Raw genomic sequence first — 26,054 nt, forward strand, 5'->3', positions numbered from 1 at the left:
GCGATTGCGCCGGTCACCCTGAGCGAAGCATCCTCGGATCGCGATCCTCTCGGGCTTCGTCACATTAGAAGATAAGCACAATCCCCCGCGAATCCAGCAGCCAGAATGAAATCGGCCTGTGCGCTGGTGCACCGCGACAAGCTGTTGACACGCACAATGCACGAGATCGTGGCGCATCAAATGTATCCGAATAAAACATATTTGAATCAATATCATGACATGGACATCGTCGGCCCGGAACAACCGGAGAAAAGGCCCGTTCCGGCCCCGAAACCGGCCGCTCCGGGCAGCGAGGTCACCTGTGCGAGAGCAGCTGTATTCCGCTGTGCACAGATCCTCGTGCGCCGGCAAGGACCCGGCGCACGGAAGGGGCGACGGGCTCAGGAGGCCGAAACGCCGCGCACGTTGCCGACATGGCCCCCGCCGCCGAACAGATAGCTTTCGCCGAAGGTCGGGCGCAGCCGGGTTTCAGGCGCGGCGATGCCGAGTTCGGGGAACAGCAATTCGGCGACGCGATAGGCTTCCTCGAGATGCGGGAAGCCCGACCCAACCACCGTGTCGATGCCGAGCGCCTGATACTCGCGCAGCCGCGCCGCCACCGTCGCGGGCGAGCCGACCAGCGCCGTCCCCGCCCCCGAGCGCACCAGCCCGACCCCGGCCCAGAGGTTGGGCGACACTTCCAGCCGGTCGCGCCGGCCCTGATGCAGCGCCTGCATCCGCGCCTGACCGACCGAATCCGACTGACCGCTCTGCGCCGCCTGCGCCGCGGCGATGGTCTCGTCGGAGAGATGCGAGATCAGCTCGTCCGCCGCTTTCCAGGCCTCGGCATCGGTTTCGCGCACGATGAAATGCAGCCGGATGCCGAAGCGCACCTTGCGGCCGCGCGCGGCGGTGGCGGCGCGCACCCGGGCGATCTTCTCGGCGACCTGCGCGGGCGGCTCGCCCCAGGTCAGATAGCTCTCGGCGATGTCGGCGGCGAAGTCGATGCCGGCCTCGGAGGAGCCGCCGAAATACAGCGGCGGGCGCGGCTGCTGCACCGGCGGCAACCCGAGGCGGGCATCGATCGCCTTGATGTATTTGCCGTCGAGCGAGGCCTCGCCGGTTTCCATCAGCTTGTTGAACACCTGGAAGAACTCGGCCGCGTGATCGTAGCGGGCATCGTGGGGCAGGAAGATGCCGTCGCCCGCCAGCTCCTGGCTCGATCCGCCGACCACGATGTTGAGCAGGAGCCGCCCCCCCGACACCCGGTCGAGCGTCGAGGCGAGCCGCGCGTAATAGGCGGGCGAGGCGGTGCCCGGCCGGATCGCCACGAGGAAGCGCAGCCGCTCCGTCACCGCGGCGAGATTGCCGGCGAGCACGAAGGATTCCTCGCACGCCGCCCCGGTCGGGATCAGCACGCCCGAATAGCCCAGCCGGTCGGCCGCGACCGCGACCTGACGGAAATAGGCCGGATCGGCCGGCCGGCCGAGGCGTTCGGTGCCAAGATAGCGGCCATCGCCCGAGGACGGGATGAACCACAGGAAATCGAGCGGATCGCTGGTGTTTGTCATGATATGTCCCTGACTGTCGTGGCGCGCCCCCGGGGCGTTCCCGGGGGCCGCGAATTGGGTCTTCGGGGCTCAGCCGTCGCGGCCGAGCAGCCGGTCGAGGATCGTCTGTTCGAGCGCCGCCGCCTCGGCGGAGCCGTGCCGGCGCGGACGCGGCAGGTCGATCGCGAGGTCGAGCGCGATGCGCCCCTCCTCGAGCACCACCACCCGGTCGGCGAGAACCACCGCCTCGGCCACGTCATGGGTCACCAGAACCGCGGTGAACCCCTTCTCGCGCCAGATCCGTTCAAGAAGACGCTGCATCTCGATCCGGGTCAGCGCATCAAGCGCGCCGAGCGGCTCGTCGAGGGCGAGGATGCCGGGCTGACCGACGAGCGCCCGGGCCAGCGCCACGCGCTGACGCTGGCCGCCCGAAAGCACCGCCGGCCAGTCGCCGGCGCGGTCGGACAGGCCGACCTCGGCCAGATAGGCGCGGGCGCGGGCGCGTGCCTCGGGTCCGGTCGCGATGCCGGTCAGACCGACGGCGACATTGTCCTCGACCCGCTCCCAGGGCAGCAGGCGCGGCTCCTGGAACATGATGCGGGTGCCGGGGGCCTGTCCCGCGCCGTCGCCGGACCGGCCGATCTCGATGCGCCCGGCATCGGGCCGGTCGAGCCCGGCGAGCAGGCGCAGCAGCGTGGACTTGCCGCAGCCCGACTTGCCGACGATGGCGAGGAACTGGCCCTGAGGCACGCTCAGATCGACGCCGTCGAGCACGCGTTTCGCACCGAAGCTGCGCCGGACGCCGTGCAGCGTGAAGGCGGGGGCGGATGAGCTGTCGAACGCCATCAGCGGGCCCTCCGTCCGGTGGCGGCGGGGCGCTGGAAGGCGGGATGCCAGCTCAGCGTTGCGCTTTCGAGACCGCGCGCCAGACTGTCGGCCAGCTTGCCGAGCGCGGCGTAGATCAGGATCGACAGCACCACGACATCGAGCTGCATGAACTCGCGCGCCTGCATCGCCATGTAACCGAGGCCGGATTTCGCCGCGATGGTCTCGGCCACGATCAGCGTCAGCCACATGATGCCCAGCCCGTAGCGCAGCCCGGTGAAGATCGCCGGCAAGGCGCCCGGCAAGATCACCCGCACGAACAGCGCGCGCGGCCCCATGCCGTAGATCCGCCCCATCTCGACCAGTTGCGGATCGGTGCCCTGAATGCCGAGCAGCGTGTTGACGTAGATCGGGAAGAACACCCCGAGGGCGACCAGGAAGATCTTCGCCTCCTCGCCGATGCCGAACCACAGGATCACCAGCGGGATCAGCGCCAGATGCGGGATGTTGCGCAGCATCTGCAGGCTGGTGTCGGTCAGCGCCCGGCTGCGCGCCGAAAGCCCGTTCGCCAGCCCGAAGGCGAAACCCGCCCCGCCACCGATGGCGAAACCCGCAAGAGCCCGCCCGCTGCTGGCCGCGATGTGGCGGGCAAGCTCGCCCGACAACGCAAGCTCCCATCCCGCGGCCAGAACCGCCGAGGGCGCGGGCAGCACATTCGCCGAGATCGCCCCCGCGCGCGCGAGCCCTTCCCACGCCAGCAGCGTCACCGCCGGCAGCGCCCAGCCCAGAAGGCCGCGCCCCGCCCCGGGCGAGAGCCGCAGGCGCGGCCGCTCCGCCGGGACGGCGACGGCCGCTTCGGGCTCCGTCGAAACCACGGTCATCTCGCGCCCCCTCAGCTCTGGAAGCCGGGCCAGACGGCCTCGGCGACGGCGATCTGACGCGGGATCAGACCGAGGCGGAAGAACCGGTCCGCGGTGGCCTGCTGACCGGCGACGATCTCGGGCGACAGCGGGAAGATCCCGAAATCCAGCCGCTCCGCCACCAGCTTCTCGGCGTCGAGCGGCACGCCCGTCACCTCATGCAGCGCCTGAGCCACCTCGCCGCGATGCGCCGCCGCCCAGTCCGCGGCTTCGCGCAGCGCCGCGAGGGTCTTTTGCACCGCCTCGGCATTCTCCACCGGGAAATCGCGATGGGCGAGGAAATAGGTGTTCACCTTCAGCACATCCGCGGTCCGCGCCAGGATGACCGGCTTGTAGCGCAGCTCGGCGATGGCGAAGAACGGATCCCACACTGCCCAGGCGTCGACCTTGTCGGCCGCGAAGGCCGCGCCGGCATCGGCAGGCGACAGATAGACCGGCTCGATGTCGGCATAGCTCAGCCCGTTCGCCTCGAGCGCTGCGACCACCAGATTGTGCGCGCTGCTGCCCTTGGTCACCGCGACGCGGCGGCCCTTCAGATCGGCGACCTTCGCGATCCCCGATCCCGGCTTGGCGAAGATCGCCTCGCCCTGCCCGTTCGACGGCAGCGCCGCGACATAGGAGATCGCCGCCCCCGCCGCCTGCCCGAAGATCGGCGGCGCATCCCCGGTCCAGCCGAGGTGAATCGCGCCGGTGTTCAGCGCCTCGACCAGCGGCGGGCCGGCCGGAAACTCCACCCATTCGACCGAGATACCGAGCGGGCGCAGCGCAGTCTCGACCGTGCCGAGGCGCTGCGCGACGACCGGCAGACCGGCCTTCTGGAACCCGACCTTGAGGGTTTTCACCGGGGCAGCGCGCAGCGGCAGCGTTCCCGCCCCCGCAACGCATCCCATCGCGACAAGGCTCGTCACGGCGAAGCGGCGTCTGGAAATCTGGGTCATGGAAACCTCGGAAACTGTGTCTGTTGCGAGGCCGATTGGACACCTCATAACTATCACGAGTCAACAGGTCGTTATTGTCGTGTTTTTAACGAAGACGCTCCAGGTCTTCTGATATTTTTATTTATTTACAATATATTACATAAATCTCACCCGGACGATGGAGGATCGTCTTCTCTCCGAACCGGAATTCAGACCGGGCCGTTCTCTGCCTGCCGAGGGGGCGGAGAACGCGGTTCTCCGTCCCCGGCACTCAGCTGTCCTTCCAGCGATAGCCGATGCCGAGTTCGGTGTGGATATGGTCTGCCGTGGCGCCGGCTGCGGCAAGCTTCTGACGCAGCTGACCGATGAACACCCGCAGATAGGTGACGTCGCCCGCATGGGCCGGCCCCCAGACCTGCGCCAGCAACTGGCCATGCGTCATCACCCGGTCGGAGTTCTGCACCAGGACCACCAGAAGTTCATATTCCTTGGGCGTCAGATGCAGCGCAGTACCACCGTATTCGACCGTGCGCAGCGCAACCGAAATCCGCAGCGCGCCGCGCACGATCGCGCCCGGCAAGGTCCCCTCCGCCGCAGCGGGTTCGGCGCGATGACGCAGGCTCGCCCGGATCCGCGCCAGAAGCTCGCCGATGCCGAAGGGCTTGGTGACGAAATCGCTCGCCCCGAGGTCGAGCGCCATGATCTTCTCCATCTCGCTGTCGCGCGCCGACAGCACGATGACCGGCACATCGCCGTCGCGGTGCAGCGCCTCGAGAACCGCCTTGCCGTCCATGTCGGGCAACCCGAGGTCGAGGATCACCAGATCGGGCGCCTGAGCGGCACATTGCGCCAGCGCCTCGGCACCGGAACCGGCATGAAGCGGCTCATAGCCCGCCGCCTCGAAGGCATGGGTGAGAAAGCGGCGGATCTGCGGTTCGTCGTCGACAATCAGGATTCTGGCGCGGGAGGATTGCGCAGGCGTGGATTGGGCAGTCGTCATGAGGCGGTCTTCGTCTTCGGCGCGGAAGGATCGGTCCCCGCGGGCAGCGGCAGGACCAGACTGATCGCGGCGCGCCCGGCCGCAGCCTCGATCCGGCCGCCGAGCGTGCGTGCGATGCCCTTGGCGATCGGCAGGCCGAGGCCGCTGCCCTCGCCCGGACGCAACAGATCGGGCGTCGCGAGCCAGGCGCGGATCTCGGCCGAGAGCCCCGGCCCCTCGTCAGACACGGTGATTTCCACCGCGCCCGGACGCAGCCCGGCGGCGATGGAGACCGCGCCCGGGGTGTAGCGCAACGCATTCTCGGTCAGGCCGAACACCGCCTGCTCGATCAGGCTGGCATCGGCCTCGACCAGCGGCAGATCGGCGATATCCGCGCTGAGCGTCCGGCCCGGAAAGGCCCGCCGCGCCCGGGCCACGGCCGCGCGCGCGCAGTCGGCCGGCGCCACGCGGTGAAGCGTGACGGTGCCGCCATTCATCAGCCGGGTGATCTGCAACAGCCGCTCGACATAGGTCTTCAGCCGCTCAGCCTCTTCCTCGGCGGCGGCCAGCAGATCGAGCTGGGCATCGGCCGAGAGGTTGCGGCGGAACTCGCGCAGCGTGGAGAGCGAGCCGAGGATCGTCGCGATGGGGGTGCGCAGATCGTGCGACAGCGAGGCGAGCAGCGTCGAGCGCAGCATCTGGCGCTCGCCCGCGATGCGCTCGGCCTCGGCCTTGCGCGCGAGCGCCAGACGTTCGAGCGCAGTCCCCGCCTGATGCAGGATATCGCGCACCGCCTGCTCGCGGTCGGGCGTGTCACGGCGCGCCGCGGCCAGCGGACGATGCCCTATCGTCAGCGCCGCGCCCCGGCCGGGGCCGGGGCCGAAAGGCAGAAATGTCAGCCCCGACCCGTTCCGGTCATCGCTGCTGGCGAATTCGGTCGTCCCGCGCGTGAGCGCCTGATCGGCGGCCTGAAGCTCCATCGCGCCGGGGCGGAACGCGGCCGGCACGGCCACGACGACTGCCGTTCCCTCCGGCCCGGACCGCGTGCGCCCCGTCCTTTCCGGCACGGCACGCAAGATCACCGCCGGACCGAGCGTCAGCCGCGCCACATGCGCCGCCGCGCGGGCGAGCACCGTCGCCTCGTCCGTCGCAGAGCTGAGATCGAAGGTCGCAGCCGACAGCACCTCGAGAACGTCGGCGCGCCCCTCGGCAGCCTCGACCTGTTCGCGCATCCGCCCCGCCATCAGCCCGCTCAGCCCGGCACAGACCAGCATCACCGCAAGCATCAGCAGATCCTGCGGGCGCGAGGTGAAAAAGCTGTGCCGCGGCTCGATGAAGAAGAAGCTGAACAGGAAAAACGCGCCAAGCGCACTGAGAACGCCGGTCCAGAACCCGAAAGCCGCGGCATTGACCAGCACCGAGGTCAGCAGGATCAGAGGGATCACCGCCGGCCCGATCTGCCCGCCGGCCGATCCCGCGATCAGCGTCGCCATCCCCAGCACCAGCACCGCCGCCACCAGCTGGCCGATGCCCGGCCAGGGCATCGGAAAGCGCGCACGCGGCGGCAGATGATAGGGCGAGCGAACCGTTTCCATGCCCTGAGGAAAGCAGTTTTCGCCCGAATGTCCATGATCTTTATGCCGTCCTGATGCGGACGGCGCAGTTCCGTATCGCTTCTTTATGCGACCCTCGCCAGATTGGCGCGACGGGCATCCGCGCCCGGGTCAGACACAGGCAATTCATGAGCGACGCACATACGGTCCCCGACGGGGACGTCACGCACGATCCGGATGCCGGCCCGGCTGCGGTGCACCGCAGTCGGACGCTGGCCCTGACGCTCGGGGCGGTGGGGGTGGTCTATGGCGACATCGGCACCTCGCCGCTTTATGCGCTGCGCGAGGCGGTGGCGGCCGCGGGCGCGAGTTCCGGCCGGGTGCCGGCAGAGACCGTTCTGGGCGTGCTGTCGCTGATCCTGTGGACGCTCGTGGTCATCGTGTCGGTGAAATACGTCACCATCCTGCTGCGCGCCGACAACGATGGCGAGGGCGGCACTCTGTCTCTGCTGGCGCTCGCGCAGCGCGCCGTCGGCCGGCCGAGCGCGGCGGTGCTGATCCTCGGCATCCTCGGGGCGGCGCTGTTTTACGGCGATGCGCTGATCACGCCGGCGATCTCGGTGCTGTCGGCGATCGAGGGGCTGGTTCTGGTGATGCCGGGATCGGAACGCTTCGTGGTGCCCGCGGCCATCGGCATCATCGCCGGGCTGTTCGCGATCCAGCGTCAGGGCACCGATGCGGTCGCGCGCTTCTTCGGCCCGGTGATGCTGGTGTGGTTCGCGGTGCTGGCGCTGGCGGGGGTGTGGCGCATTCTGGACGCACCTGCGGTGCTTGCCGCGCTGAACCCGTGGTATGCCGCAGCCTTCATGGTGGGGCATCCGGCGGTCGCGCTGGTGGTGCTCGGGGCGGTGTTCCTCGCCGTCACCGGAGCCGAGGCACTTTATGCCGACATGGGCCATTTCGGGCGCCGGCCGATCCGGCTCGGCTGGTTCGCGGTGGCGTTCCCGGCGCTGGTGCTGAACTACATGGGGCAAGGCGCGCTGCTGCTGGTGCATCCCGAAACCCTGTCGAACCCGTTCTACCTGATGTTCCCCGACTGGGCGCTGAGCCCGCTGGTCATCCTGGCGACGCTCGCCACGATCATCGCCAGTCAGGCGGTCATCACCGGCACCTTCTCGCTGACCCAGCAGGCAGTGCAGCTGCAGCTTTTGCCGCGCATGAACATCCGCCACACCTCCGAGGCGCATCCGGGCCAGATCTATCTGCCTTCGGTCAACGCGCTGCTGCTGATCGGTGTGCTGAGTCTGGTGATCATGTTCGGCTCCTCCTCGGCGCTGGCGGCGGCCTATGGCATCTCGGTCACCGGAACGATGGTGATCACCGCGGTGCTGACGATGGTGGTGGCGCACCGGCACTGGGGATGGTCGGTCCCGGCCTCGGTCGCGCTGATGATTCCGTTCCTGCTGATCGACCTGGTGTTTCTGGGCGCCAATCTGGTCAAGATCGCGGATGGCGGGTTCGTGCCGATCGGTATCGCGGCCGCGATGCTGGTGGTGATGTGGAGCTGGCGGCGCGGCACCGGGCTGATGCTGGCGCGCGACAGCGAAAGCGCACTGCCACTGGCCACGCTGCTTGGCCAGATCAACGAAAAATCCGTCGCATCGGTGCCCGGAACGGCCGTTTTCCTGACCGCGGACCCGGCGATGGCGCCCGTGGCGCTTTTGCACAGCCTCAAGCATTTCAAAGCCTTGCACGAGCAAAACATGATCCTGACGGTGCGCACCGCCAATGTGCCCCATGTCCCCGAAGCCGCCCGCGTGTCCATCGCCGAGATCGCGCCGCGGTTCCGCCAGATCCTGCTCAGCTATGGCTATGCCGAGGATCCGGATGTGCCGCAGGCGCTGATGCTGTGCCGCCGCAAGGGGCTGAAGTTCGACATCATGGCGACCTCGTTCATCCTGTCGCGGCGCCGCTTGCGGTTGTCGAGCCGCAGCCTTATGCCTCGCTGGCAGGCGCGCGTGTTCATCTACCTGTCACGCAATTCGGCCAGCGCCTCGGATTACTTCCGCATTCCCGCGGGCCGGGTCGTCGAGCTTGGCACACAGATGAACGTCTGACATTCCCCCTCATCCCCTGACACGGAGTTCCCCATGTTGTCGAATGCTCTCACCCTGCCGCATCTGCTGATCATCGGCGTCGTCGTCCTCGTGCTGTTCGGCCGGGGCAAGGTGTCGTCGCTGATGGGCGAGGTCGGCAAGGGCATCACCGCCTTCAAGAAGGGCGTCGCCGAAGCCGACCAGCCCGAGACGCCCGCAGCCCTCAGCGAACCGCAGCGCAAAGACGAAGAGCGCAAGGACAGAGCCTGAGACAGAGCCCGCCCCGAACGCCGGCATCCGCACGACTGACGGCAGGCCGAGCTTTGGCCCGGCCTGCCGATGGCTCCGGCTCGCATGTCGCCGGTCTGCCGCCCCGATCGTCCGGAGCGCAGCCTATGACGCGGTTTCGTCGAAATAGCTCTCGTCGATCTGCCGGATGTGCAGCACATCCTTGTCGCGGCAGCCGATGTTGTAACCGATCATCAGCCGGGCCAGATGCTCGCCGTCGATCAGCACGATCCGCGCCCCCAGATCGGCCGCGGTCCGCGTCGCCGCATCGGTGAAAAACGAGGTGGTCACGAAGATCCCCTTCTTCGCCCGATGCAGGTCAAGCGCGCCGTAAAAGTCGCGGATCTCTCCCGACCCCACGGCAGAGCCCGCCGCATAGCGCTTGGCCTGAAGATAGATCTGATCGACCCCGAGAGGATCCTGGTCGATCACCCCGTCAACACCATTGTCGCCGCTGCGCCCAAGCGCGCGCCCCGCCTCCTCGGAACTGCCGCCATAGCCCATGGCGAGGAAGAGATCGACGATCAGCGTCTCGAAGAACCCCGGCGAGGCAGAGCGCACGGCCTCGAGAAGAGAGGCGGCAAGCGCCTCTTCCAGCCGGCGATGCGCGGCAAGGAGCGTCTCGTCCGGGGTCAGGGTCTCCTGCTGCGCCTCCTCTGCATCGGGGCCGGGGGCGGCCGGATCCCGGTGGCCCCGGGCCCGGAACGCCTGAAACTCGTCGAACTGCGCAAGGTAGCGCGCGTTCAGCACGACCTGCGGATCGTCAAGAACCGCCCGGCCGCGATCGGTCAGCGCATACCAGCCGCGCCGCAGATTGCTGACCAGCCCCGCCTGTTTCAGATAAGAGCGCGCCCAGTGCACCCGGTTGGCGATCGTGGTCTGCCGCCCGCTCGGCAGCATCTGGCGACGTTCCTGCGCACTCAGCCCGAGGGTGTCGGAAATCTCCTCGACCACATCCGAGACCTTGCGCGGCTCTCTTTCCGCACAGGCCAGAACCGGCCGCATCAGAGACTGGTAATCGGGGATCATTGTCTTTGCCTCGGTCGTGACGGGATGCGGCGAGCATAGGGCAGCATCGCGCGCACCGGAACCGCAATCCGCCCGGAGCCCGCCGCCGCATCGCCGCGTCACGACCACGCAGGACGTCCGCCGATTCGTCGCAGCCACCGCCCCCCGAAGCGCAGAACAAACATCCCGCCGGTCCGCCCGCCCGGGGAACGAAGCCGCTGCCGGCGGGGGGCAAAAGACCATGCCCGCTTCCTTGCCCGGCGCCCCCCCGACCGGCAAACTTCACCCCACAGGGCCTCCGCCGAAACACCCGCTTTTCAACGGGTTGCAATGGAGGATCGGCCTCAGACCCAGAAAACGGACAGAAAGGAAACCCGATGGGATCGCTGACAGAGGTCGGGATCGACCACAGATTGCATCCGCGCGTGAACTCGGCCGATCCGGTGGCGCCGCGCCCGCGCCCCACCGCGCCGCCGCATCTCTTGCGCGACGAGGCCGACGCCATCGCCACCGCGACCGCGCTCGCCGCCGAGCTGGCCCGCGGCGCCCAGCTTCGCGACCGCGAGGGGCTGTTGCCGCTCGACGAGCTCGACCGCTATTCGCAAAGCGGATTGTGGTCGATTCTGGTGCCGAAGGCATATGGCGGGCCGGGGCTGTCACACGCCACGCTCGCCCGGGCCATCGCGATTGTCGCGAGCGGCGATCCGGCGGTGGCGCAGATCTCGCAAAACCACATCGCCATCGTCGATCTGATCGACCTCGACGGCACCGAGGCGCAGAAGAAGATGGTCTTCGGCTGGTCGCTGGCCGGGCTGCGCTTCGGCAATGCGTTTTCCGAATTCGGCACCAAATCGGTCGGCGAATTCCGCACCCGCGTCACCTTCGAGGGCGACGAGGCCGTGGTGAGCGGCGAGAAATTCTATACCACCGGCGCCCTGCTCGCCCATATCGTGCCCATCGTCGCCGTCGGTCCCGAGGGGGTCTATCTGGTCTTCGCCGACCGCGAGACCCCCGGACTGAGCGTCACCAACGACTGGTCTGGCTTCGGTCAGCGCACCACGGCCTCGGGCTCGGTGCGGCTCGACGCGGTCCGGGTCCCGCGCGAGCGCGCGGTGCTGTTGCGCGACACCTCGGTGCATCCGTCGGTTCAGGGCCCGGTCTCGCAGATCATCCAGGCCGCCATCGACGCCGGCATCGCCCGCGCCGCCATCGACGAGACCATCCGTTTCGTGCGGACGCAAAGCCGGCCCTGGATCGACAGCGGCAAGGAAACCGCGGGCGAAGACCCCTACACGATCCAGGCGATCGGCGATCTGAAGATCCGCCTGCACGCCGCCGAGGCGCTGCTGGACATCGCCGGCCGCGCCATCGACCGCGGTTATGCCGAGGCCTCGCTCGACAGCGTGACCGAGGCGACGATCCGCACCGCCGAGGCGAAGGTGCTCACCACCCAGATCGCGATCGAGGCCACCAACCGGCTGTTCGAGCTGGCGGGAACGCGCTCGGTTCTGGCGGCGAACGGGCTCGACCGGCATTGGCGCAACGCGCGGGTGCATACGCTGCACGATCCGGTGCGCTGGAAGTTCTTCCATGTCGGCAACTGGTATCTGAACGGCACCCATCCGCCGCGTCATCCGTGGAACTGAGAGGCCCGCGAAGCTGAGGCGGGCCGCGATCCGGGACGGGCGCCCTCCCCCGCCCGTTCCAGGGCTGCGACCCGCCGGAAACCGGCCCGATTCACCTTCCGCGCCCGCCTGCCTCCGGCCGTCCGGCCGGGGTGCGGGGCGCTGCGCCACCCCTGTGCGAAAGACGACAAAACCATGAGCAAGCAGATCCGCTTCAACGCTTTCGAGATGAACTGCATCGGGCATCAGTCTCCCGGGCTGTGGCGCCACCCGCGCGACCGCTCGGGAGAATACAAGGATCTCGAATACTGGACCGATCTGGCGAAGCTGCTGGAAACCGGATTCTTCGACGCGATCTTCCTCGCCGACGTGATCGGCTATTACGATGTCTACAAGGGCAGCCTTGACGCAGCGCTGCGCCAAGGCGTGCAGATCCCGGTGAACGATCCGTTGCAGCTCGCCAATCCGATCGCTCAGGCGACGCGGCATCTGGGCATCGGCATCACCGCCTCGACCTCGTTCGAGCACCCCTATACCTTCGCGCGCCGGCTGAGCACGGCCGACCACCACACCAGGGGGCGGATCGGCTGGAACATCGTCACCTCCTACCTCGAAAGCGGGGCGAAGAACGTCGGTCAGGGCGGGCTGCGCAGTCACGACAACCGCTATGACGTCGCCGCCGAATATCTCGAAGTGCTCTACAAGCTGCTCGAAGGCAGCTGGGAAGACGGCGCCGTGCTGCGCGAGCGCGAGCGCGGCCTGTTCGCCGATCCGGTGAAGATCCACGAGATCGGCCACAAGGGACGCTATTTCGACGTGCCGGGCTATCACTTGTGCGAGCCCTCGCCGCAGCGCACCCCGGTGCTGTTTCAGGCCGGCGCCTCGGGGGCGGGCAAGGCCTTCGCCGCCGGACATGCCGAATGCGTGTTCATCTCGACGCCGCTGAAATCGGCGACCAAAGCCTATGTGAAAGAGATCCGCGAGCGCGCCGCCGCTGCCGGGCGCGATCCGGACAAGATCCTGATCTACGCGATGGCCACCATCATCACCGACGAGACCGACGCCAAAGCCCGGGCGAAATACGAGGAATATCAGCGCTATGCCTCTTGTGACGGGGCGCTGGTGCTGATGTCGGGCTGGACCGGGATCGACTTCGGGTCCTATGCGCCGACAGACACGGTGAAGAAGGTGCGCACCAATGCCATCGTCTCGGCGGTCGAGCATCTTTCCGAAGGCGACAAGGTATGGACCATCGAGGAACTGGCGAAATGGGGCGGCATCGGCGGCATGGGGCCGCTGTTCGTGGGCTCGGGCGAGACGATCGCCGACCTGCTCCAGGACTGGACCGAGGACACCGGGATCGACGGGTTCAATCTGGCCTATGCGCTGGCGCATGAGACCTTCGCCGATGTCATCGGCCATGTCGTGCCGGAGCTGCAAAAGCGCGGCGTCTACGTGACCGGCTACCGCGAGGGCACGTTGCGCGAGAAGCTGTTCGGCGACGGGCCGCGCCTGCCTGACAGCCATCCCGCGCATCGCTATCGCGACATCGAACGAGTGAAGCGCGAAGCTGCGGCGCAGGCGGGCGAACCGGCTGGCGCACCGGACTGAGGGCCGGACTGAGGGCCTGACTGAGGGCCGGGTTGGCGACCTGACTGAGGACCGGACTGCGAGCGGTCCTCAGCGTCGGGTCTGCAGTGTCTGCGCCGCGCCCAGTGCGGCGACCCTGAGCGCGAGCTCGGCGGCCTGCACACGGATATCGGGGATTGCGGTGATCTCCCAGAAAGTGGCGCGCGACACCGGACCGAGGGCGAAGATCCGCCGGCTTTCCCGCCCGTCCGCCCCGATCAGCGCGCATTGCGCACTGACATCGAGCCCGATCCGCAGCGGATCGACCCGTGCCGCACCTTCGGCCAGCAATCCTGCGATCAGCGGGCTCGCATGGCGCTCCGGATCGTTGCGAATGCCGCGACAGTCGACGATCCGTGCCACGTCGAGGGTCTCCTCCACGCCGGTGCCATGCCCCCGGATCGCCGCGCGAATGCCCTGCGGACCGCCCGGTCGGGCGCTCAGGAAGGCCGCCCGGCGGATCTGCAACCGCCCCGAGGCGAGCGCCGCCGCGATGCGTTCGGCCGAGGCCGGGGGGAGGCGGTGACGGTGCACCTCCCACCACGATGCACCGTGACGCAGGAAGCGCGCCCGCTGCCCGACCGACAGAGATTGCCAGATCAGGCCGATCCAGGGACGGATACCGTCGAGCGCGCCGCGCCAGCTGCCCCCCGCGGCCTCGGCCTGGCGCGCCCGCCCCCGCAGCCAGCCGAGCATCCGGCTGAGCGGCGCCCCGAGCGGCAGATCCTCGCGCGCGGTGGGCAGCGCAGTGCCCTGCGCATGGCAGCGCGGCAGCAACCCGCGCCGCGAGATCGCCACGATCGGCCCGCGATGCCCCGCCCGTTCGAGCGACAGCACCCGGTCCACCATCGACAGCCCCGTCCCGACGATCAGCACGGTCTCGCCGGGGCCGGGCGGATCGGTCTCGTCCCAGGCCCGCGCCACCAGCCCCGAAGGGTCGGGGCGGGTCTGGACATGGCCGGTCGCGAGCACTGCACAGGAGCCCGTCAGCACCTGCCCGCCCGCCAGCGTCACCTTGACCCCACCGGGACGCTCGTGCAGCGCGATGCACTCCGCCGTCACGCACGACAGCCGCCCCGAGGCCGCATAGGGCCGCAGCAGCCCCGCCAGATACCGCCCATAACTCGCCCGGCTGACGAAACTGTCGCCGCCGAACCCCTCGCCCTGCGGCCCGGCCCGCAGCCAGCGCAGAAAATGCTCCTCGTCCCCGGGATCGGCGCTCATCTGCCGGACCCGGGTGTTGAGCAGATGGTCCGGCTCCTGCGTCGAATAGGCGATCCCGCAACCGAGCCGATGCCGCCCCTCGATCACCGTCACCCGGAGATCGCTTCGCCGGCCGAGCAGGCTGGCCGCGAACAGCACGCCGCTCGCGCCCCCTCCGATCACCAGCACATCGCGCCAGTCCGCACTCCGGGTGAAGGCGGCAACAGGAATCGTCGTTTCGTGGATCATGCTCAACTCCTCACAGTGATGGCGGCAGCACAGGCCGCGGCGGGGATGGGGGCCTGTGGCGGCGAAGCGGAGGCGTTCACTCCGCCCGCGGGCCGAGCGGATCCACCCGCGCCTCCCACAGGCTCCGGTCGCGACCGCGCAGCAGGGCGGCGGCGGCGGCCCCGGGGTCTGCGGTGAACACCGCAAGCGCCAGCCCGTCGCGCTGCGGCGTGCGGCCGGTGCGCCGGTCGATCAGACGCACGACGCAGGTCGCCGCGGCGGGGGTGACGGAGCGCGGCCCGGTCGCCGGGGTGATCGTCATCTCGCTCTCCCTGAACAGTCCGGACAGAGTGTCCGCCACAATACACGATAATCACGACACGATTACTGTATTATTTCAACGGAATTTCCTCACTTTTTATCGCGGCATCGCGGAATCATATTCTCTGACAGGCCGGACGCTGCCGGGAAGACATTCCCTCCCCCGCAGCCGAAGCAGGCAAACCATGCCGGTCGGGGCGAGTTGGCCGGAATAATCACGACTTTACCAATGTGCAATATAGACTAATTTTGCCATACTCAGCCAAGACAGGTTTCATCAAGCGAGTCTTGCCGTGCCCAGCATTCCACCGACCAATCGCCCGCCAGCGGGCATCGTGCCCCTGGCCCCGGGGCCGACCGACCTCGATCTGATCGACCGCAAGATCGTGGCCGAGCTGATGCGCGACGCCACCCTGCCCATCGCGCGCATCGCCGACCGGGTCGGGCTGTCGCAGACCCCCTGCTGGAAACGGATCCAGAAGCTCGATGCGACCGGCGTTCTGACCGGGCGCGTAGCGCTGGCCGATCCGCTGCGCCTTGGCTTCGGCATCACGGTCTTCGTCGGCATCGAGGCCCCCGACCATTCGCCGCAATGGCGCAACGACTTTGCCGCAGCCATCGAGAAGATCCCGGAGGTGATGGAGACCTATCGCATGGCCGGCGACATCGACTATCTGCTGCGCGTCTCGGTGGGCAGCATGGAGGCCTTCGATCAGTTCTACCGCCAGCTCACCGACATGGTGCCAATCAAGAACGTCACCTCGACCTTCGCGATGGAGCGAATCAAGTATACGACCGCCTATCCGATCGACACCACCCACCGCTGAGCAGCACCAGACCTTTCCCTTGCCCGCCGGTGCCGCGAAAGCGGCTTCTCCGGCGCGGGGTGTCTTTGGAACCAAAATCACGACTGATGTTGTAGATTATACGGACACTCAGGCAGACACGGAGGCACAGATGACCCTGCCCAAGACTCTGATCGTGCACGGCCTTGACGGTTCGCCCGCGCCGCACTGGCAGCACTGGTGGGCCGCGACCGAGGCGGGTGCCCTCGCGGTGGATCTGCCTGCGCCGGCCTGCCCCGATCCTCTCGCCTGGGAGACCGAACTGATCGGCATGATCTTGCGCCATCCAGACAGCATCCTCGTGGGCCATTCGCTTGGCGCGGTGCTGATCGCGCAGCTGCTTGGCTCGGTCCCGGATCTGCGGGTGCGCGCGGCCCTGCTCGTCGCCCCGGCCGAAGTATCGCTGTCGGGCCGGATCTCGGCCTTTGCGCCGCTGCCGGAACGACGCCTGCCGGTGCCTGCGGTGCTGGTCGCCAGCCGCAACGATCCCTGGATGCGCTTCGGCCGCGCCCGCGATCTGGCGAAAAGCTGGGGCAGTCGCTTCGTCGATCAGGGGATTGCCGGGCATATCAATGCCGCGGCCGGCTATGGCCCCTGGCCGCGCGGCAAGGAGCTGCGCAATGCGCTGGCCGCCGAAACCCTTGCCCCCGACACCCACGTCCCCGGCTTTCCCGGACCGGAACCGAAAGGGCAAAGCACCGCCCGTCCGTCGCTGCGCGACGCCGCCGGTCTGACCTATGGCAGCCCGTCCCGACATGACCGGCCCCGGAACGACCGGTCCTGGGCCCGGCTGGCGTGACGGCGGACCGACCGGTCCGCCCCGCCCGAAAGCAACCGGCCCGGACGTCGTGTCCGGGCCGGTTTTTCATGCCGCACGGGAAAGGCGGGGCACGCAGGCCCCGCCCCGGGGTCAGCCCGCGATCCGGCCGATCTGCCAGACATAGACCGGATCGGTGCCGTTGACCGCATTGTCACCGAGAATCCGCTCCTTGTAGATCAGCGGGTTATGGCTCGCCGCGGTGCGCGCATTGCGCCAGTGCCGGTCGAGCGCCAGCCCCGTCGCCGAGGCCGAGGCGCTGAGCGCGTTGAACAGATCGCTCGTCGTGCGCAACGCCAGATCGGCCGCGACGATCTGCGCCTCGGCCGAGGCGATTTCGGCCGCGACATTCGCCGCATCGTCGGCCGCCCGGTCATCGCCTTGCGAGGTCTCGTAAGCGGTCTGGGCGGCGCGCGCCGCCTCGAGCGTCGCCGCCCGGGCCGCGAAGGCAAAGGCCCGCGCCCGCCCGACGACCTGAAGCACCTGCGGATCCTCGCGCACCACCGTGCCCGACCCGTGCGAGAAACCGCGGCTGCGCCGGCGCACCTGCTCGCTGACATCGCGCACCGCCGCCCCGGCCGCCCCCGCCAGCACCGCATCGAGCACCAGCTGATAGAACGCGGTCTGATACCGGAACCGGCGGGCGAAGGGCAGCACGGCATCGGGCCCGACATAAGCGCCGGTATAGACGGTGGTGCCGGTGCCGGTCAGGCGCTGACCGAAGCCGGTCCAGTCGTCGCGCCGCTCGATCCCCGGCTGGTCGGTCGCGACGATGGCGATCACCGGCTCGCCGGTATCGGTGCGCGTCGCATAGGTGTCGATCCAGTCGGCGAAGATGGTGCCGGTCGAATAGAATTTCTCGCCGTCGATGCGAAAGCCGTCGGCGGTCGGAGCGACGCGGGTGATCGTCTCGCCGATCCGGACCGAACCGACCTCGGTCCAGCCGTTGCCGGCGATCTCGCCCGCGCCGAACCGCGCGAGCCACCGCGCCCCCTCCGCGCGCGGTGCGACCAGCCGGTCCTCGACCAGCGCGAAATGCCCGCGCAGCGCCTGCGCGATGTTGGTGTCGGCCTGCGCCAAGTCGATCAGCAGGTCGAACAACTGCACCAGCGATGCCCCCGAGCCGCCGAATTCGACCGGAACCCGCAGCGCGGTGAACCCCGACGCCTTCAGCCAGCCGATTTCCTCGAACGGCAGGATGCGCTCGCGCTCGCGGCGCAGCGCGCCTTCGGCGATACGGTCGAACACCGGGCGGAACCGGGCCTTCAGCGCGGCGGTTTCGGGCGGCGTTCCGGGGGCCGCCGTCGCATTCGCCGGGCGGGTGTCGTGCAAGGTCATGAGGATCTCCTTTTCCGGCCCGGCAACGGGCGCGGGCGTGACATGGGAAACAGGGCGCCTCCGCGCCCGGGATGGAACAGGACGCCTTCGCGCCCAAGATCTCGGTCAGGGCGATTCAGGCGCCCTGCCCGGCGGGCGAAAGCCGGTCGGCCAGCGCCACCGCCAGACGCGCGGCGACCAGCTCGGCGTGGCGCGTCACCTCGGGGATACCCATCAGCTCGCCGACACCGCCGCGCGCCAGCGGACCGGCGACGAACAGCCCCGGCACCGCCCCGCCGTCGCGGCCGAGCGCCCGGCACCCGTCGGCGACATCGAGGCCGAGCCGCAGCGGATCGGCGCGGATCAGCCGCGCCTCCGCCGCCGAGGCGAGCACCGGCATCCGGTGCAGCGCCTCGCCATGCGCGGGCCCGGTGGTCACGACGACCGCATCGAAAATCCGTTCGTGCAGCGCTGCGCCCTCAGGCACGCGCCAGCCGATCCGCAGCCCCGCCGCTTCCTCATGCGCCGAAACCAGCCGGCCGCGGACGATCTCAAGCCCGCCCGCAGCAAGGCGGCGCTCGATCGCGGCCTCGGGCTGCGGCGCGATGCGGAAGCGATGCACATCCCACCACACCCGCAGATGGCGCAGCACGCGCGCGCGCTCGGCCAGCGGCAGCGCCGCCCAGATCGCCGGCGCGTCGCGGCGCACGGCATCGAGCGTCGCCTGCCAGGGCAACCCCGCCGCCGCGTCGCGCGCCACGGCCCGGCGGATGCGCGCCAGAAGCGGCGTCGCACTGCGCGCGGGATCGGTGGCGAAATCCGCGAGCGACGCCGCATGAGCGAACACATGCCCGCGCGAGCGCAGCCCATGCCGCGACAGCGCGGTGATCCGGCCGCGATAGCCCTGCCGGTCGAGGCTGGCGATCACATCGGCCGAGGTCAGCCCGGTGCCCACGATCAGGATCTGCCCCGCGGTCCGGGCCAGCCCGCTCAGCCGGTCGCCGCCGAGGGTGCTGTCGGCGATCAGCCGGGCCGACCCCGCGACCGGCGCCAGGGCCGCGGGCAGACCGGGCGGCGGATGGCTGAGCGCCAGCACCACCAGATCCGCCACGAGAACGGTGCCCTCGTCGCAGCCGATCTCGAACCGGCGACCGCGGTTCAAGTGCACGGGATCCGGGCCGGCAACGCCGAGACGGATGGCCCGGGCGCGCAGATGCTCGATCCGGCCGCTCGCGAGGGCGGGGCCGAGCGTATCGGCCACGTAATCCCCGACCGTGCGGCGCCGGACGAACAGCTCTCCGCCCGGCAGACGGGCCTCGGGATCGGTGTCGAGGCTCGCCGGATGCGCCCGCAGCCAGCTTTGCAGCCCCTGCGGATCGGCGCTGTCCATCGTCATGCGCGCGGCGGGCACGTTGATGCGGTGGCTCGGGTCCCGGGTCGAATAGGCAAGCCCCTGACCGAGACCGGCGCGCGGCTCGATCACCACGATGCGCACCGGCTGCCCGCCGATCGCGCGCAACAGATGAAACGCCGTGCTCGCCCCGGTGAAACCGCCGCCGAGGATCGCCACCACCGGCGGGGCGGCGGATGGGGGCGCGGTCCTCATGCCGGAACCCCGGCCGGCAGGGCCGCCTGCCCGGCTGCCTCGCGCGCACTGCGCCAGGCGATCAGATCGGCGACCGCCAGCCGCGGGATATCGTGACGGCGCGCGAACCGCGCCAGATCGGCGCCGCGCATCATCGTGCCGTCGTCATTGACCAGCTCGGCCAGAACGCCCACGCCGGGCAGACCGGCCAGCCGCGCCAGATCCCAGGCCGCCTCGGTATGGCCCGGACGTTCGTGCACGCCGCCCGAACGGGCGCGCAGCGGGAACAGATGCCCCGGCCGGCGCAGCCGCGCGGGATCGGGGGCCCCGGCCAGCGTTCGCAGCGTCAGCAGACGGTCCGCCGCCGAGACCCCGGTGCCGCAGGCCGCCGCGTCGCAGCTGACGGTATAGGCGGTGCCGTTCGGATCCTGATTGCCCGCCACCATCGGCGGCAGCCCGAACGCCGCGCAGCGCCCGGGATCGAGCGCGGCGCACACGATCCCCGTGGTGTGGCGCACCATGAACGCCAGCTCGGCGAGCCCCAGGGTGGCGGCCGCGCCGATCAGATCGGCCTCGTTCTCGCGCCCGGCGTCGTCGGTCACCATGACCAGCCCGCCCGCGGCGATGCGGGCCAGAGCCTGACGAACCTGCGCATCGAGCGCGCGAAAACGGATATCGGTCATCTTCTGTCTTCCTTCTGTCGCGGGGAGGTGGTCTTGCGCGGCCCGCGTGCCGCAAGGTGTCCGGCCCAATGACCGGACCTGTGACCGGCGGTCATTCGGCGGCCTTTCCGGCCGCATCGCTGACCCGGCCGATGCCCTCGAAAACCGAGGGGCGCGAGGCGTCGGCGATGCTTTCGCGGCCGATGTAATGGCACCGCCATTCCGCCGCGGGATGGCTGTCGCGCACCAGACCGCCGGCATCGCCGAGCAGCTTCTCGCGCAGCGTGCCCGGCGCGTAACCGCCTTGCGCCCGGCCGCGCCGGCGCAGTTCCGGCACCACGAAGTCGATGAAATCGGTGGTCGAAGCCGGGGTGATCGCATAGGCGAGGTTGAACCCGTCGATGCCGCCCTCGTCGACCCAGCGTTCCAGCGCATCGGCCACCGTCTGCGGTCCGCCCACCAGCACCGGCCCGAGACCGCCGATAGACCGCTTGCGGATCACGTCGCGCACCGTCCAGGCCTCGCCATCGGCAGCGAGGGATTCGAGCGTGGTGCGCAGGCTGTCGTTCTCGACCGCGGTCAGCGGCTGATCGGGATCGAGCGTCGAGAAATCGAGCCCGGTCCAGCCGCCGTAAAGCGCGAGCGCGCCCTCGGCGCTGGCATAATCGAGGTATTCCTCATACTTGCGCTGCGCGGCTTCGTCGGTCGGGCCGGTGATGACGGTGAGCAGCGCGAAGATCTTCAGGCTGTCGGCTTCACGCCCGGCCGCGGCGACCTCGGCGCGGATCGCGTCAGTCAGCTTCTTCGCGGTCTCGGGGCTGGTGGCGAGAACGAACATCGCCTCGGCGTGGCGGGCGGCGAACTGGCGACCGCGCGCGCTCGCCCCGGCCTGGAAGATCACCGGGGTGCGTTGCGGCGAGGGCTCGCACAGATGAAAGCCCGGCACCTTGAAATAGGTGCCCTCGTGGCGGATCGGATGCACCTTCGCGGCATCGGTGAAGATGCCCTTCTCCTTGTCGCGCAGCACCGCGCCCTGTTCCCAGCTGCCTTCCCACAGCTTGTAGACGACTTCCATGTATTCCTCGGCGAGGTCGTAGCGCGCATCGTGGCCAATCTGCCGGTCGAGGCCGATGTTGCGCGCCGCGCTGTCGAGATAGGACGACACCACGTTCCACGCGACACGCCCCTTCGTCAGATGATCGAGCGTCGAAAGCCGGCGCGCCAGAAGATAGGGATGCTCGAACGTCACCGCGGCGGTGATGCCGAAGCCCAGATCGCGCGTCACCGCCGCCATCGCCGAGATCGCGCCGAACGGATCGTTCACCGGCACCTGCGCCGCGTCATGCAGCGCCGCCTCGGCCGAGCCGCGATAGACGTCATAGACCCCCACCACATCGGCGATGAACAGGCTGTCGAAGGCGCCGCGTTCCAGCTCGATCGCCAGATTGGTCCAGTAGTCGAGATCGTTGTAGCGCGCCGCCTGACTGGACGGGTGGCGCCAGGTGCCCGCCGCCTGATGGCCGACGCAGGTCATGTCGAAAGCGTTGAGAATGATGCGTTTCTTCGCCGGTGCGGCAGAGGGGGCGGTGGCGACGGCGGAAGTATCGGACGTGGTCATGACGGGCTCCGGTCTCAGACGGCCGCGCGCAGCGGCACGGCGACGGTTCGGGGAAGATGGGCGACGAACTGGCCGACCGCGCGGTCGAGCCGGTCGAGCAGCGGCGCGGCCGCCGGCACCCCTTCGGCGAAATCGGCCGCCGAGGCATAGACCCCCGTCGGCAGGGTGACAGATTCGAAGAAGCCGAACAGCGGCCGCAGCTGATGCTCGATCACCAGCGCATGACGCTCGCCGCCGCCGCAGGCTGCCAGCAGGACCGGCTTTCCGGCCAGCGCCTCTGGCTCGATCAGGTCGAGGAAATGCTTGAAAAGCCCGGTATATCCGCCCTTGAACACCGGGGTCGCGACGATCAGCGCATCGGCGGCGAGGAAGGCGTTGCGGTGACGCTCGAACGCGGCCTCGCCGTCCTGACGCGCCGCCCCGAACCCCGGACCGAGATCGGCGATGTCGAACACATGGGCACTGCCACCAAAGCGGGCCGTGGCACGTGAAGCTGCGGTCTCGACCAGCCGGCGGGTGCGGGACGGCCGGCTCCAGGAACCGGCGAAGGCAACGAAACGGGGACCGGACATGGGCACTCCAAAAGACGATTCAATCCATGGATATTTGATAGGATCGAGACGCCTTCGCGGCCATTCCAAACTCGGACGGTGCGAGAGGTGAAAACCATCGTCCGGCCGGGACAGCAGAGAACGGGGTTTCGTGCGCCGGAAAACCAGGGGCCGGAAAACCAGGGGCCGGAAAACCGGACAGCGGGGAAAGACACGAACCGGCAAGCGATTGCGGGCGGTTCTCCCACTGGTCCGACCGTCTGCGGCGCGCAGACCGGCACGGCGGGCAGACGTGACCATTCATGACCGCAGGCCGGTCTTTCCGCGCCACTGACCGGGCCGCCGCCCGCCCCGTCCGGATGCGATGGGCTGCGGAACCTGGCCTCGGGACGGGCGGTCCCGCTCCGGGCTCGGGCGCGGCTGCCGGGGCAACCCGGGATGCGCGGCATGGCTGCCAGAGGTGGCGGTCGGCCTCGGGCAGGGCCCGCTTGTCGGTCGTTCGGCGTTGACGCTGCCTTGCGGGCGGCAAAGGCAACTCGATCCGGCGCGTGCACTGGCTCCGGCGCCGAAACTGCTCCTGCCCGACACGCCGACAGGTGGCCTCACGGCGAGTGCGAAAGCCGCCATGACGGCCAAAGTGCACGCCCTGCGCGACGATCCCGGGCTGGCGAACCGGGCGGTCATTCCAGATATCCGAGCGAAACACGCGCGCCCGCACCGCCTCCGGGTCGGCGCCCGATATCCGCGCGCCGGACGCGCCCCGGACCGTCAGGCGGTTTTCGCATCGCGAGACACACCGCGACAAACGACCCGGCCCGACGCGAGAACCGGCCGAAAGCGTCCGGACCTGACTGACCGACCGCACGGAAGACCGCAGAAATGAAAAGGCCGGCATGAAAAAGGAGGGGCAAAGCCCCTCCCCGATACCCGTCCGGGCCAGTTTTTTTTCCTTCGCGCGCGAGGACCCGGGATCCGGATCAGCTGGCGCTCTTCGGTTCCTTCTTGGCGCTTTCCGAATAGATCAGCAGCGGCTTCGCACCGGCGTCGACCGCATCCTCGTTCACCATGACCTCCTGCACGCCTTCCATGCCCGGCAGTTCGAACATGGTGTCGAGCAGGATGTCTTCCATGATCGACCGCAGCCCGCGTGCGCCGGTCTTGCGCTTGATCGCGCGCTTGGCGATGGCGATCAGCGCATCGGGGGTGAAGCTCAGCTTCACGCTCTCAATGTCGAACAGGCGTTGATACTGCTTGACCAGAGCGTTCTTCGGCTCCGTCAGGATCGAGACCAGCGCGGCCTCGTCGAGATCCTCAAGCGTCGCGATCACCGGCAGACGGCCGACGAATTCCGGGATCAGGCCGAATTTCAGCAGATCCTCGGGCTCCAGCTCCTGGAACAGCTCGCCGGCGCTGCGCGATTCCGGGTCTTTCACATCGGCACCGAAGCCGATCGAGGTGCCCTTGCCGCGCTGCGCGATGATCCGGTCGAGACCGGCGAAGGCGCCGCCGCAGATGAACAGGATGTTCGTCGTGTCGACCTGCAGGAATTCCTGCTGCGGATGCTTGCGCCCGCCCTGCGGCGGCACGGAGGCGACGGTGCCCTCCATGATCTTCAGCAAAGCCTGCTGCACCCCCTCGCCCGAGACGTCGCGGGTGATCGAGGGGTTGTCCGACTTGCGGGTGATCTTGTCGACCTCGTCGATGTAGACGATGCCGCGCTGCGCCCGCTCGACGTTGTATTCGCTGGCCTGCAGCAGCTTCAGGATGATGTTCTCGACATCCTCGCCGACATAGCCCGCTTCGGTCAGCGTGGTGGCGTCGGCCATGGTGAAGGGCACATCCAGAATGCGCGCCAGCGTCTGCGCCAGCAGCGTCTTGCCGGTGCCCGTGGGCCCGATCAGCAGGATGTTCGACTTCGCCAGCTCGACATCGGTCTTCGAGCTGTTGTTGAGCCGCTTGTAATGGTTGTGCACCGCGACGGCGAGGACGCGCTTCGCCTTCTGCTGGCCGATCACGTAGTCGTCCAGCACCTTCGCGATCTCGCGCGGGGTGGGCACGCCGTCGGTGGTCTTCAGCCCGCTGGACTTGGTTTCCTCGCGGATGATGTCCATGCACAGTTCGACACATTCGTCGCAGATGAACACGGTGGGACCCGCGATCAGCTTGCGCACTTCGTGCTGGCTCTTGCCGCAGAACGAGCAATACAGCGTGTTCTTGCTGTCCGAGCCGGAGTTGTTCGCCATCGTCTTCCTCTGCATTGGCCCGGGACCGGGTCCTTGGTCGGGCTGTCCCGGAAACTCTAGGACAGCGCCAGTGTCACCACAACGCCAAATTTCCCCCACCCTTAAAGGCGGCCCCCGGAAGGGCCGCCGCGCGGGAAAAGCGGCTTACTTCGCTTCCTCGGGCGCACTCCGGCTTTCGAGGATCTGGTCGATCAGGCCCCAGGACTTGGCTTCCTCGGCCGACATGAAGTTGTCGCGTTCAAGCGCGCCGACCACGGTTTCGTAATCGTTGCCGGTGTGGCGCACGTAGATCTCGTTCAGGCGCTGCTTCAGGCGCTCGGTCTCGCGGGCGTGGATCAGGATGTCGGTGGCCTGCCCCTGGAACCCGCCCGAGGGCTGGTGAACCATGATGCGCGAGTTCGGCAGCGAGAAACGCTGCCCCGCCGCACCCGCCGTCAGCAGAAGCGAACCCATCGAGGCCGCCTGCCCGATCACCAGCGTCGAGACCTTCGGCCGGATATACTGCATCGTGTCGTAGATCGACAGGCCAGCCGTCACCACGCCGCCCGGCGAGTTGATGTACATGCTGATTTCCTTCGACGGGTTCTCCGCCTCGAGAAACAGCAGCTGCGCGCAGATCAGCGTCGCCATGTTGTCCTCGACGGGACCCGCGAGGAAGATGATCCGCTCCTTGAGCAGGCGCGAGTAGATGTCATAGGCGCGCTCGCCGCGCGAGGTCTGCTCGACGACCATCGGCACGAGCGTGTTGGTGAAGGTTTCGATCGGGTCTTTCATGGTCGCCTTTCCCAGAACTGTCTGTAAGCGTTAAACGCTGATCGTTATCGGAGTCTTAGTTGCGCGCCCCGCCCCCTGCAAGGGCGGGCGGACGAAAGGTCTCAGCTGCCGCGATAGGTCGAGTAGCCGTAAGGCGAGATGAGCAGCGGCACATGGTAATGCGAAGAGGCGTCCGAGATGCCGAAACGCACCGGCACCTCGTCGAGGAACATGGGCTCCGCCCCCGCCTGCCCGGTGGCGCGAAAATAGGCACCGACCGAGAACACCAGCTCATACCGTCCCGGCGCGAATCCGGCCGCAGGCAGAATCGGCGTATCGGTCCGGCCGTCGGCATTGGTCACCGCCCGGGCAATCCGCTCGGCACCGGTTTCGCCCAGCCGGAACAGCGCGATCTGCACACCCTCGGCGGGCTGTCCCCGCGCCGTATCGAGCACATGTGTGGTAAGAAATCCGCTCATGACCCCTCCGCTTTCGGCCCGACTATGGCCCGCCCCCCGTCCGCCCACAAGCGCAACCCGTCT

23 protein-coding genes are annotated in these 26,054 nt (G+C 68.7%); 6 read left to right on the top strand and 17 right to left on the bottom strand.

The features are described from left to right. Positions 1-380 precede the first annotated feature (380 nt). From ssuD to CG50_RS09035, 6 genes are all read right to left on the bottom strand, one after another. Positions 381-1,550 carry an FMNH2-dependent alkanesulfonate monooxygenase gene (gene ssuD / locus CG50_RS09010; RefSeq protein ID WP_036637320.1) on the bottom strand — a complete coding sequence of 390 codons (1,170 nt, stop codon included), beginning with the start codon at positions 1,548-1,550 and terminating at the stop codon, positions 381-383. Positions 1,551-1,619: 69 nt separating this feature from the next. Next, a complete protein-coding gene (locus CG50_RS09015; protein WP_036637322.1) occupies positions 1,620-2,375 on the bottom strand; it encodes an ATP-binding cassette domain-containing protein in 756 nt (251 codons plus the stop codon). Further along, positions 2,375-3,235: an ABC transporter permease subunit gene (locus CG50_RS09020; protein ID WP_081880360.1), complete on the bottom strand. Its 861-nt coding sequence runs from the start codon at positions 3,233-3,235 to the stop codon at positions 2,375-2,377. The genes CG50_RS09015 and CG50_RS09020 overlap by 1 nt, the downstream gene beginning before the upstream one ends. An 11-nt stretch (positions 3,236-3,246) precedes the next feature. Beyond that, positions 3,247-4,212, bottom strand: a complete 966-nt coding sequence (locus CG50_RS09025) for an aliphatic sulfonate ABC transporter substrate-binding protein (RefSeq protein WP_036637324.1) — start codon at positions 4,210-4,212, stop codon at positions 3,247-3,249. 250 nt (positions 4,213-4,462) lie between these two features. After that, the gene (locus CG50_RS09030; RefSeq protein ID WP_051909781.1) at positions 4,463-5,191 is read right to left on the bottom strand and encodes a response regulator transcription factor; all 729 of its coding nucleotides are present in this window, start codon (positions 5,189-5,191) and stop codon (positions 4,463-4,465) included. Next, complete coding sequence (locus tag CG50_RS09035; RefSeq protein WP_051909783.1) at positions 5,188-6,765, bottom strand: DUF4118 domain-containing protein; 1,578 nt, start codon at positions 6,763-6,765, stop codon at positions 5,188-5,190. Before CG50_RS09035 ends, CG50_RS09030 begins: the two co-directional genes overlap by 4 nt. A 146-nt stretch (positions 6,766-6,911) precedes the next feature. Here CG50_RS09035 and CG50_RS09040 point away from each other — a divergent pair, with 146 nt between their 5' ends. Beyond that, on the top strand, positions 6,912-8,840 hold the full coding sequence (locus CG50_RS09040) for a potassium transporter Kup (protein ID WP_081880361.1): 1,929 nt from the start codon (positions 6,912-6,914) through the stop codon (positions 8,838-8,840). 33 nt (positions 8,841-8,873) lie between these two features. Then, a complete protein-coding gene (tatA, locus tag CG50_RS09045; protein ID WP_036637326.1) occupies positions 8,874-9,089 on the top strand; it encodes a twin-arginine translocase TatA/TatE family subunit in 216 nt (71 codons plus the stop codon). A gap of 123 nt (positions 9,090-9,212) precedes the next feature. Here the strand turns inward: tatA and CG50_RS09050 are convergent, their stop codons facing one another. Beyond that, positions 9,213-10,136 (bottom strand): restriction endonuclease, encoded by a 924-nt coding sequence (locus tag CG50_RS09050; RefSeq protein WP_036637328.1) that lies wholly within the window; start codon positions 10,134-10,136, stop codon positions 9,213-9,215. Between the two features lie 356 nt (positions 10,137-10,492). On the opposite strand from CG50_RS09050, the gene CG50_RS09055 reads away from it, so the two are divergent. Beyond that, the gene (locus tag CG50_RS09055; RefSeq protein WP_036637330.1) at positions 10,493-11,761 is read left to right on the top strand and encodes an SfnB family sulfur acquisition oxidoreductase; all 1,269 of its coding nucleotides are present in this window, start codon (positions 10,493-10,495) and stop codon (positions 11,759-11,761) included. A 174-nt stretch (positions 11,762-11,935) separates the two neighbouring features. After that, a complete protein-coding gene (locus tag CG50_RS09060) occupies positions 11,936-13,351 on the top strand; it encodes an LLM class flavin-dependent oxidoreductase (RefSeq protein WP_036637332.1) in 1,416 nt (471 codons plus the stop codon). Positions 13,352-13,420: 69 nt separating this feature from the next. On the opposite strand, the gene CG50_RS09065 is transcribed toward CG50_RS09060, so the two are convergent. Beyond that, the gene (locus CG50_RS09065) at positions 13,421-14,821 is read right to left on the bottom strand and encodes an FAD/NAD(P)-binding protein (protein ID WP_051909785.1); all 1,401 of its coding nucleotides are present in this window, start codon (positions 14,819-14,821) and stop codon (positions 13,421-13,423) included. A gap of 76 nt (positions 14,822-14,897) precedes the next feature. After that, positions 14,898-15,122, bottom strand: coding sequence for a hypothetical protein (locus tag CG50_RS09070; protein ID WP_036637334.1), 225 nt, complete (start codon positions 15,120-15,122; stop codon positions 14,898-14,900). 334 nt (positions 15,123-15,456) lie between these two features. Here CG50_RS09070 and CG50_RS09075 point away from each other — a divergent pair, with 334 nt between their 5' ends. Next, positions 15,457-15,948 carry an Lrp/AsnC family transcriptional regulator gene (locus CG50_RS09075; protein WP_275452231.1) on the top strand — a complete coding sequence of 164 codons (492 nt, stop codon included), beginning with the start codon at positions 15,457-15,459 and terminating at the stop codon, positions 15,946-15,948. Positions 15,949-16,078: 130 nt separating this feature from the next. Further along, positions 16,079-16,765: an RBBP9/YdeN family alpha/beta hydrolase gene (locus CG50_RS09080; protein WP_245615657.1), complete on the top strand. Its 687-nt coding sequence runs from the start codon at positions 16,079-16,081 to the stop codon at positions 16,763-16,765. Between the two features lie 111 nt (positions 16,766-16,876). Here the strand turns inward: CG50_RS09080 and CG50_RS09085 are convergent, their stop codons facing one another. The 8 genes from CG50_RS09085 to uraH form a co-directional block, all read right to left on the bottom strand. Next, a complete protein-coding gene (locus CG50_RS09085; RefSeq protein ID WP_036637336.1) occupies positions 16,877-18,121 on the bottom strand; it encodes an acyl-CoA dehydrogenase family protein in 1,245 nt (414 codons plus the stop codon). A 115-nt stretch (positions 18,122-18,236) separates the two neighbouring features. Beyond that, a complete protein-coding gene (locus CG50_RS09090) occupies positions 18,237-19,706 on the bottom strand; it encodes an FAD/NAD(P)-binding protein (RefSeq protein WP_036637338.1) in 1,470 nt (489 codons plus the stop codon). Then, on the bottom strand, positions 19,703-20,368 hold the full coding sequence (gene ribB / locus CG50_RS09095; protein ID WP_051909789.1) for a 3,4-dihydroxy-2-butanone-4-phosphate synthase: 666 nt from the start codon (positions 20,366-20,368) through the stop codon (positions 19,703-19,705). The genes CG50_RS09090 and ribB overlap by 4 nt, the downstream gene beginning before the upstream one ends. A gap of 91 nt (positions 20,369-20,459) precedes the next feature. Beyond that, positions 20,460-21,965: an LLM class flavin-dependent oxidoreductase gene (locus CG50_RS09100; RefSeq protein ID WP_051909791.1), complete on the bottom strand. Its 1,506-nt coding sequence runs from the start codon at positions 21,963-21,965 to the stop codon at positions 20,460-20,462. A 14-nt stretch (positions 21,966-21,979) separates the two neighbouring features. Beyond that, entirely contained in the window at positions 21,980-22,537 is a 558-nt protein-coding gene (locus CG50_RS09105; RefSeq protein WP_036637340.1) for an NAD(P)H-dependent oxidoreductase, read from the bottom strand. A 956-nt stretch (positions 22,538-23,493) separates the two neighbouring features. Then, positions 23,494-24,759 carry an ATP-dependent Clp protease ATP-binding subunit ClpX gene (clpX, locus tag CG50_RS09110; protein WP_036637342.1) on the bottom strand — a complete coding sequence of 422 codons (1,266 nt, stop codon included), beginning with the start codon at positions 24,757-24,759 and terminating at the stop codon, positions 23,494-23,496. A gap of 144 nt (positions 24,760-24,903) precedes the next feature. Continuing rightward, a complete protein-coding gene (clpP, locus tag CG50_RS09115) occupies positions 24,904-25,533 on the bottom strand; it encodes an ATP-dependent Clp endopeptidase proteolytic subunit ClpP (protein WP_036637344.1) in 630 nt (209 codons plus the stop codon). 101 nt (positions 25,534-25,634) lie between these two features. Further along, positions 25,635-25,991 (bottom strand): hydroxyisourate hydrolase, encoded by a 357-nt coding sequence (gene uraH / locus CG50_RS09120; RefSeq protein ID WP_036637346.1) that lies wholly within the window; start codon positions 25,989-25,991, stop codon positions 25,635-25,637. Positions 25,992-26,054 lie beyond the last annotated feature (63 nt).

Source organism: Paenirhodobacter enshiensis, assembly GCF_000740785.1.
Lineage (GTDB): Bacteria > Pseudomonadota > Alphaproteobacteria > Rhodobacterales > Rhodobacteraceae > Rhodobacter > Rhodobacter enshiensis.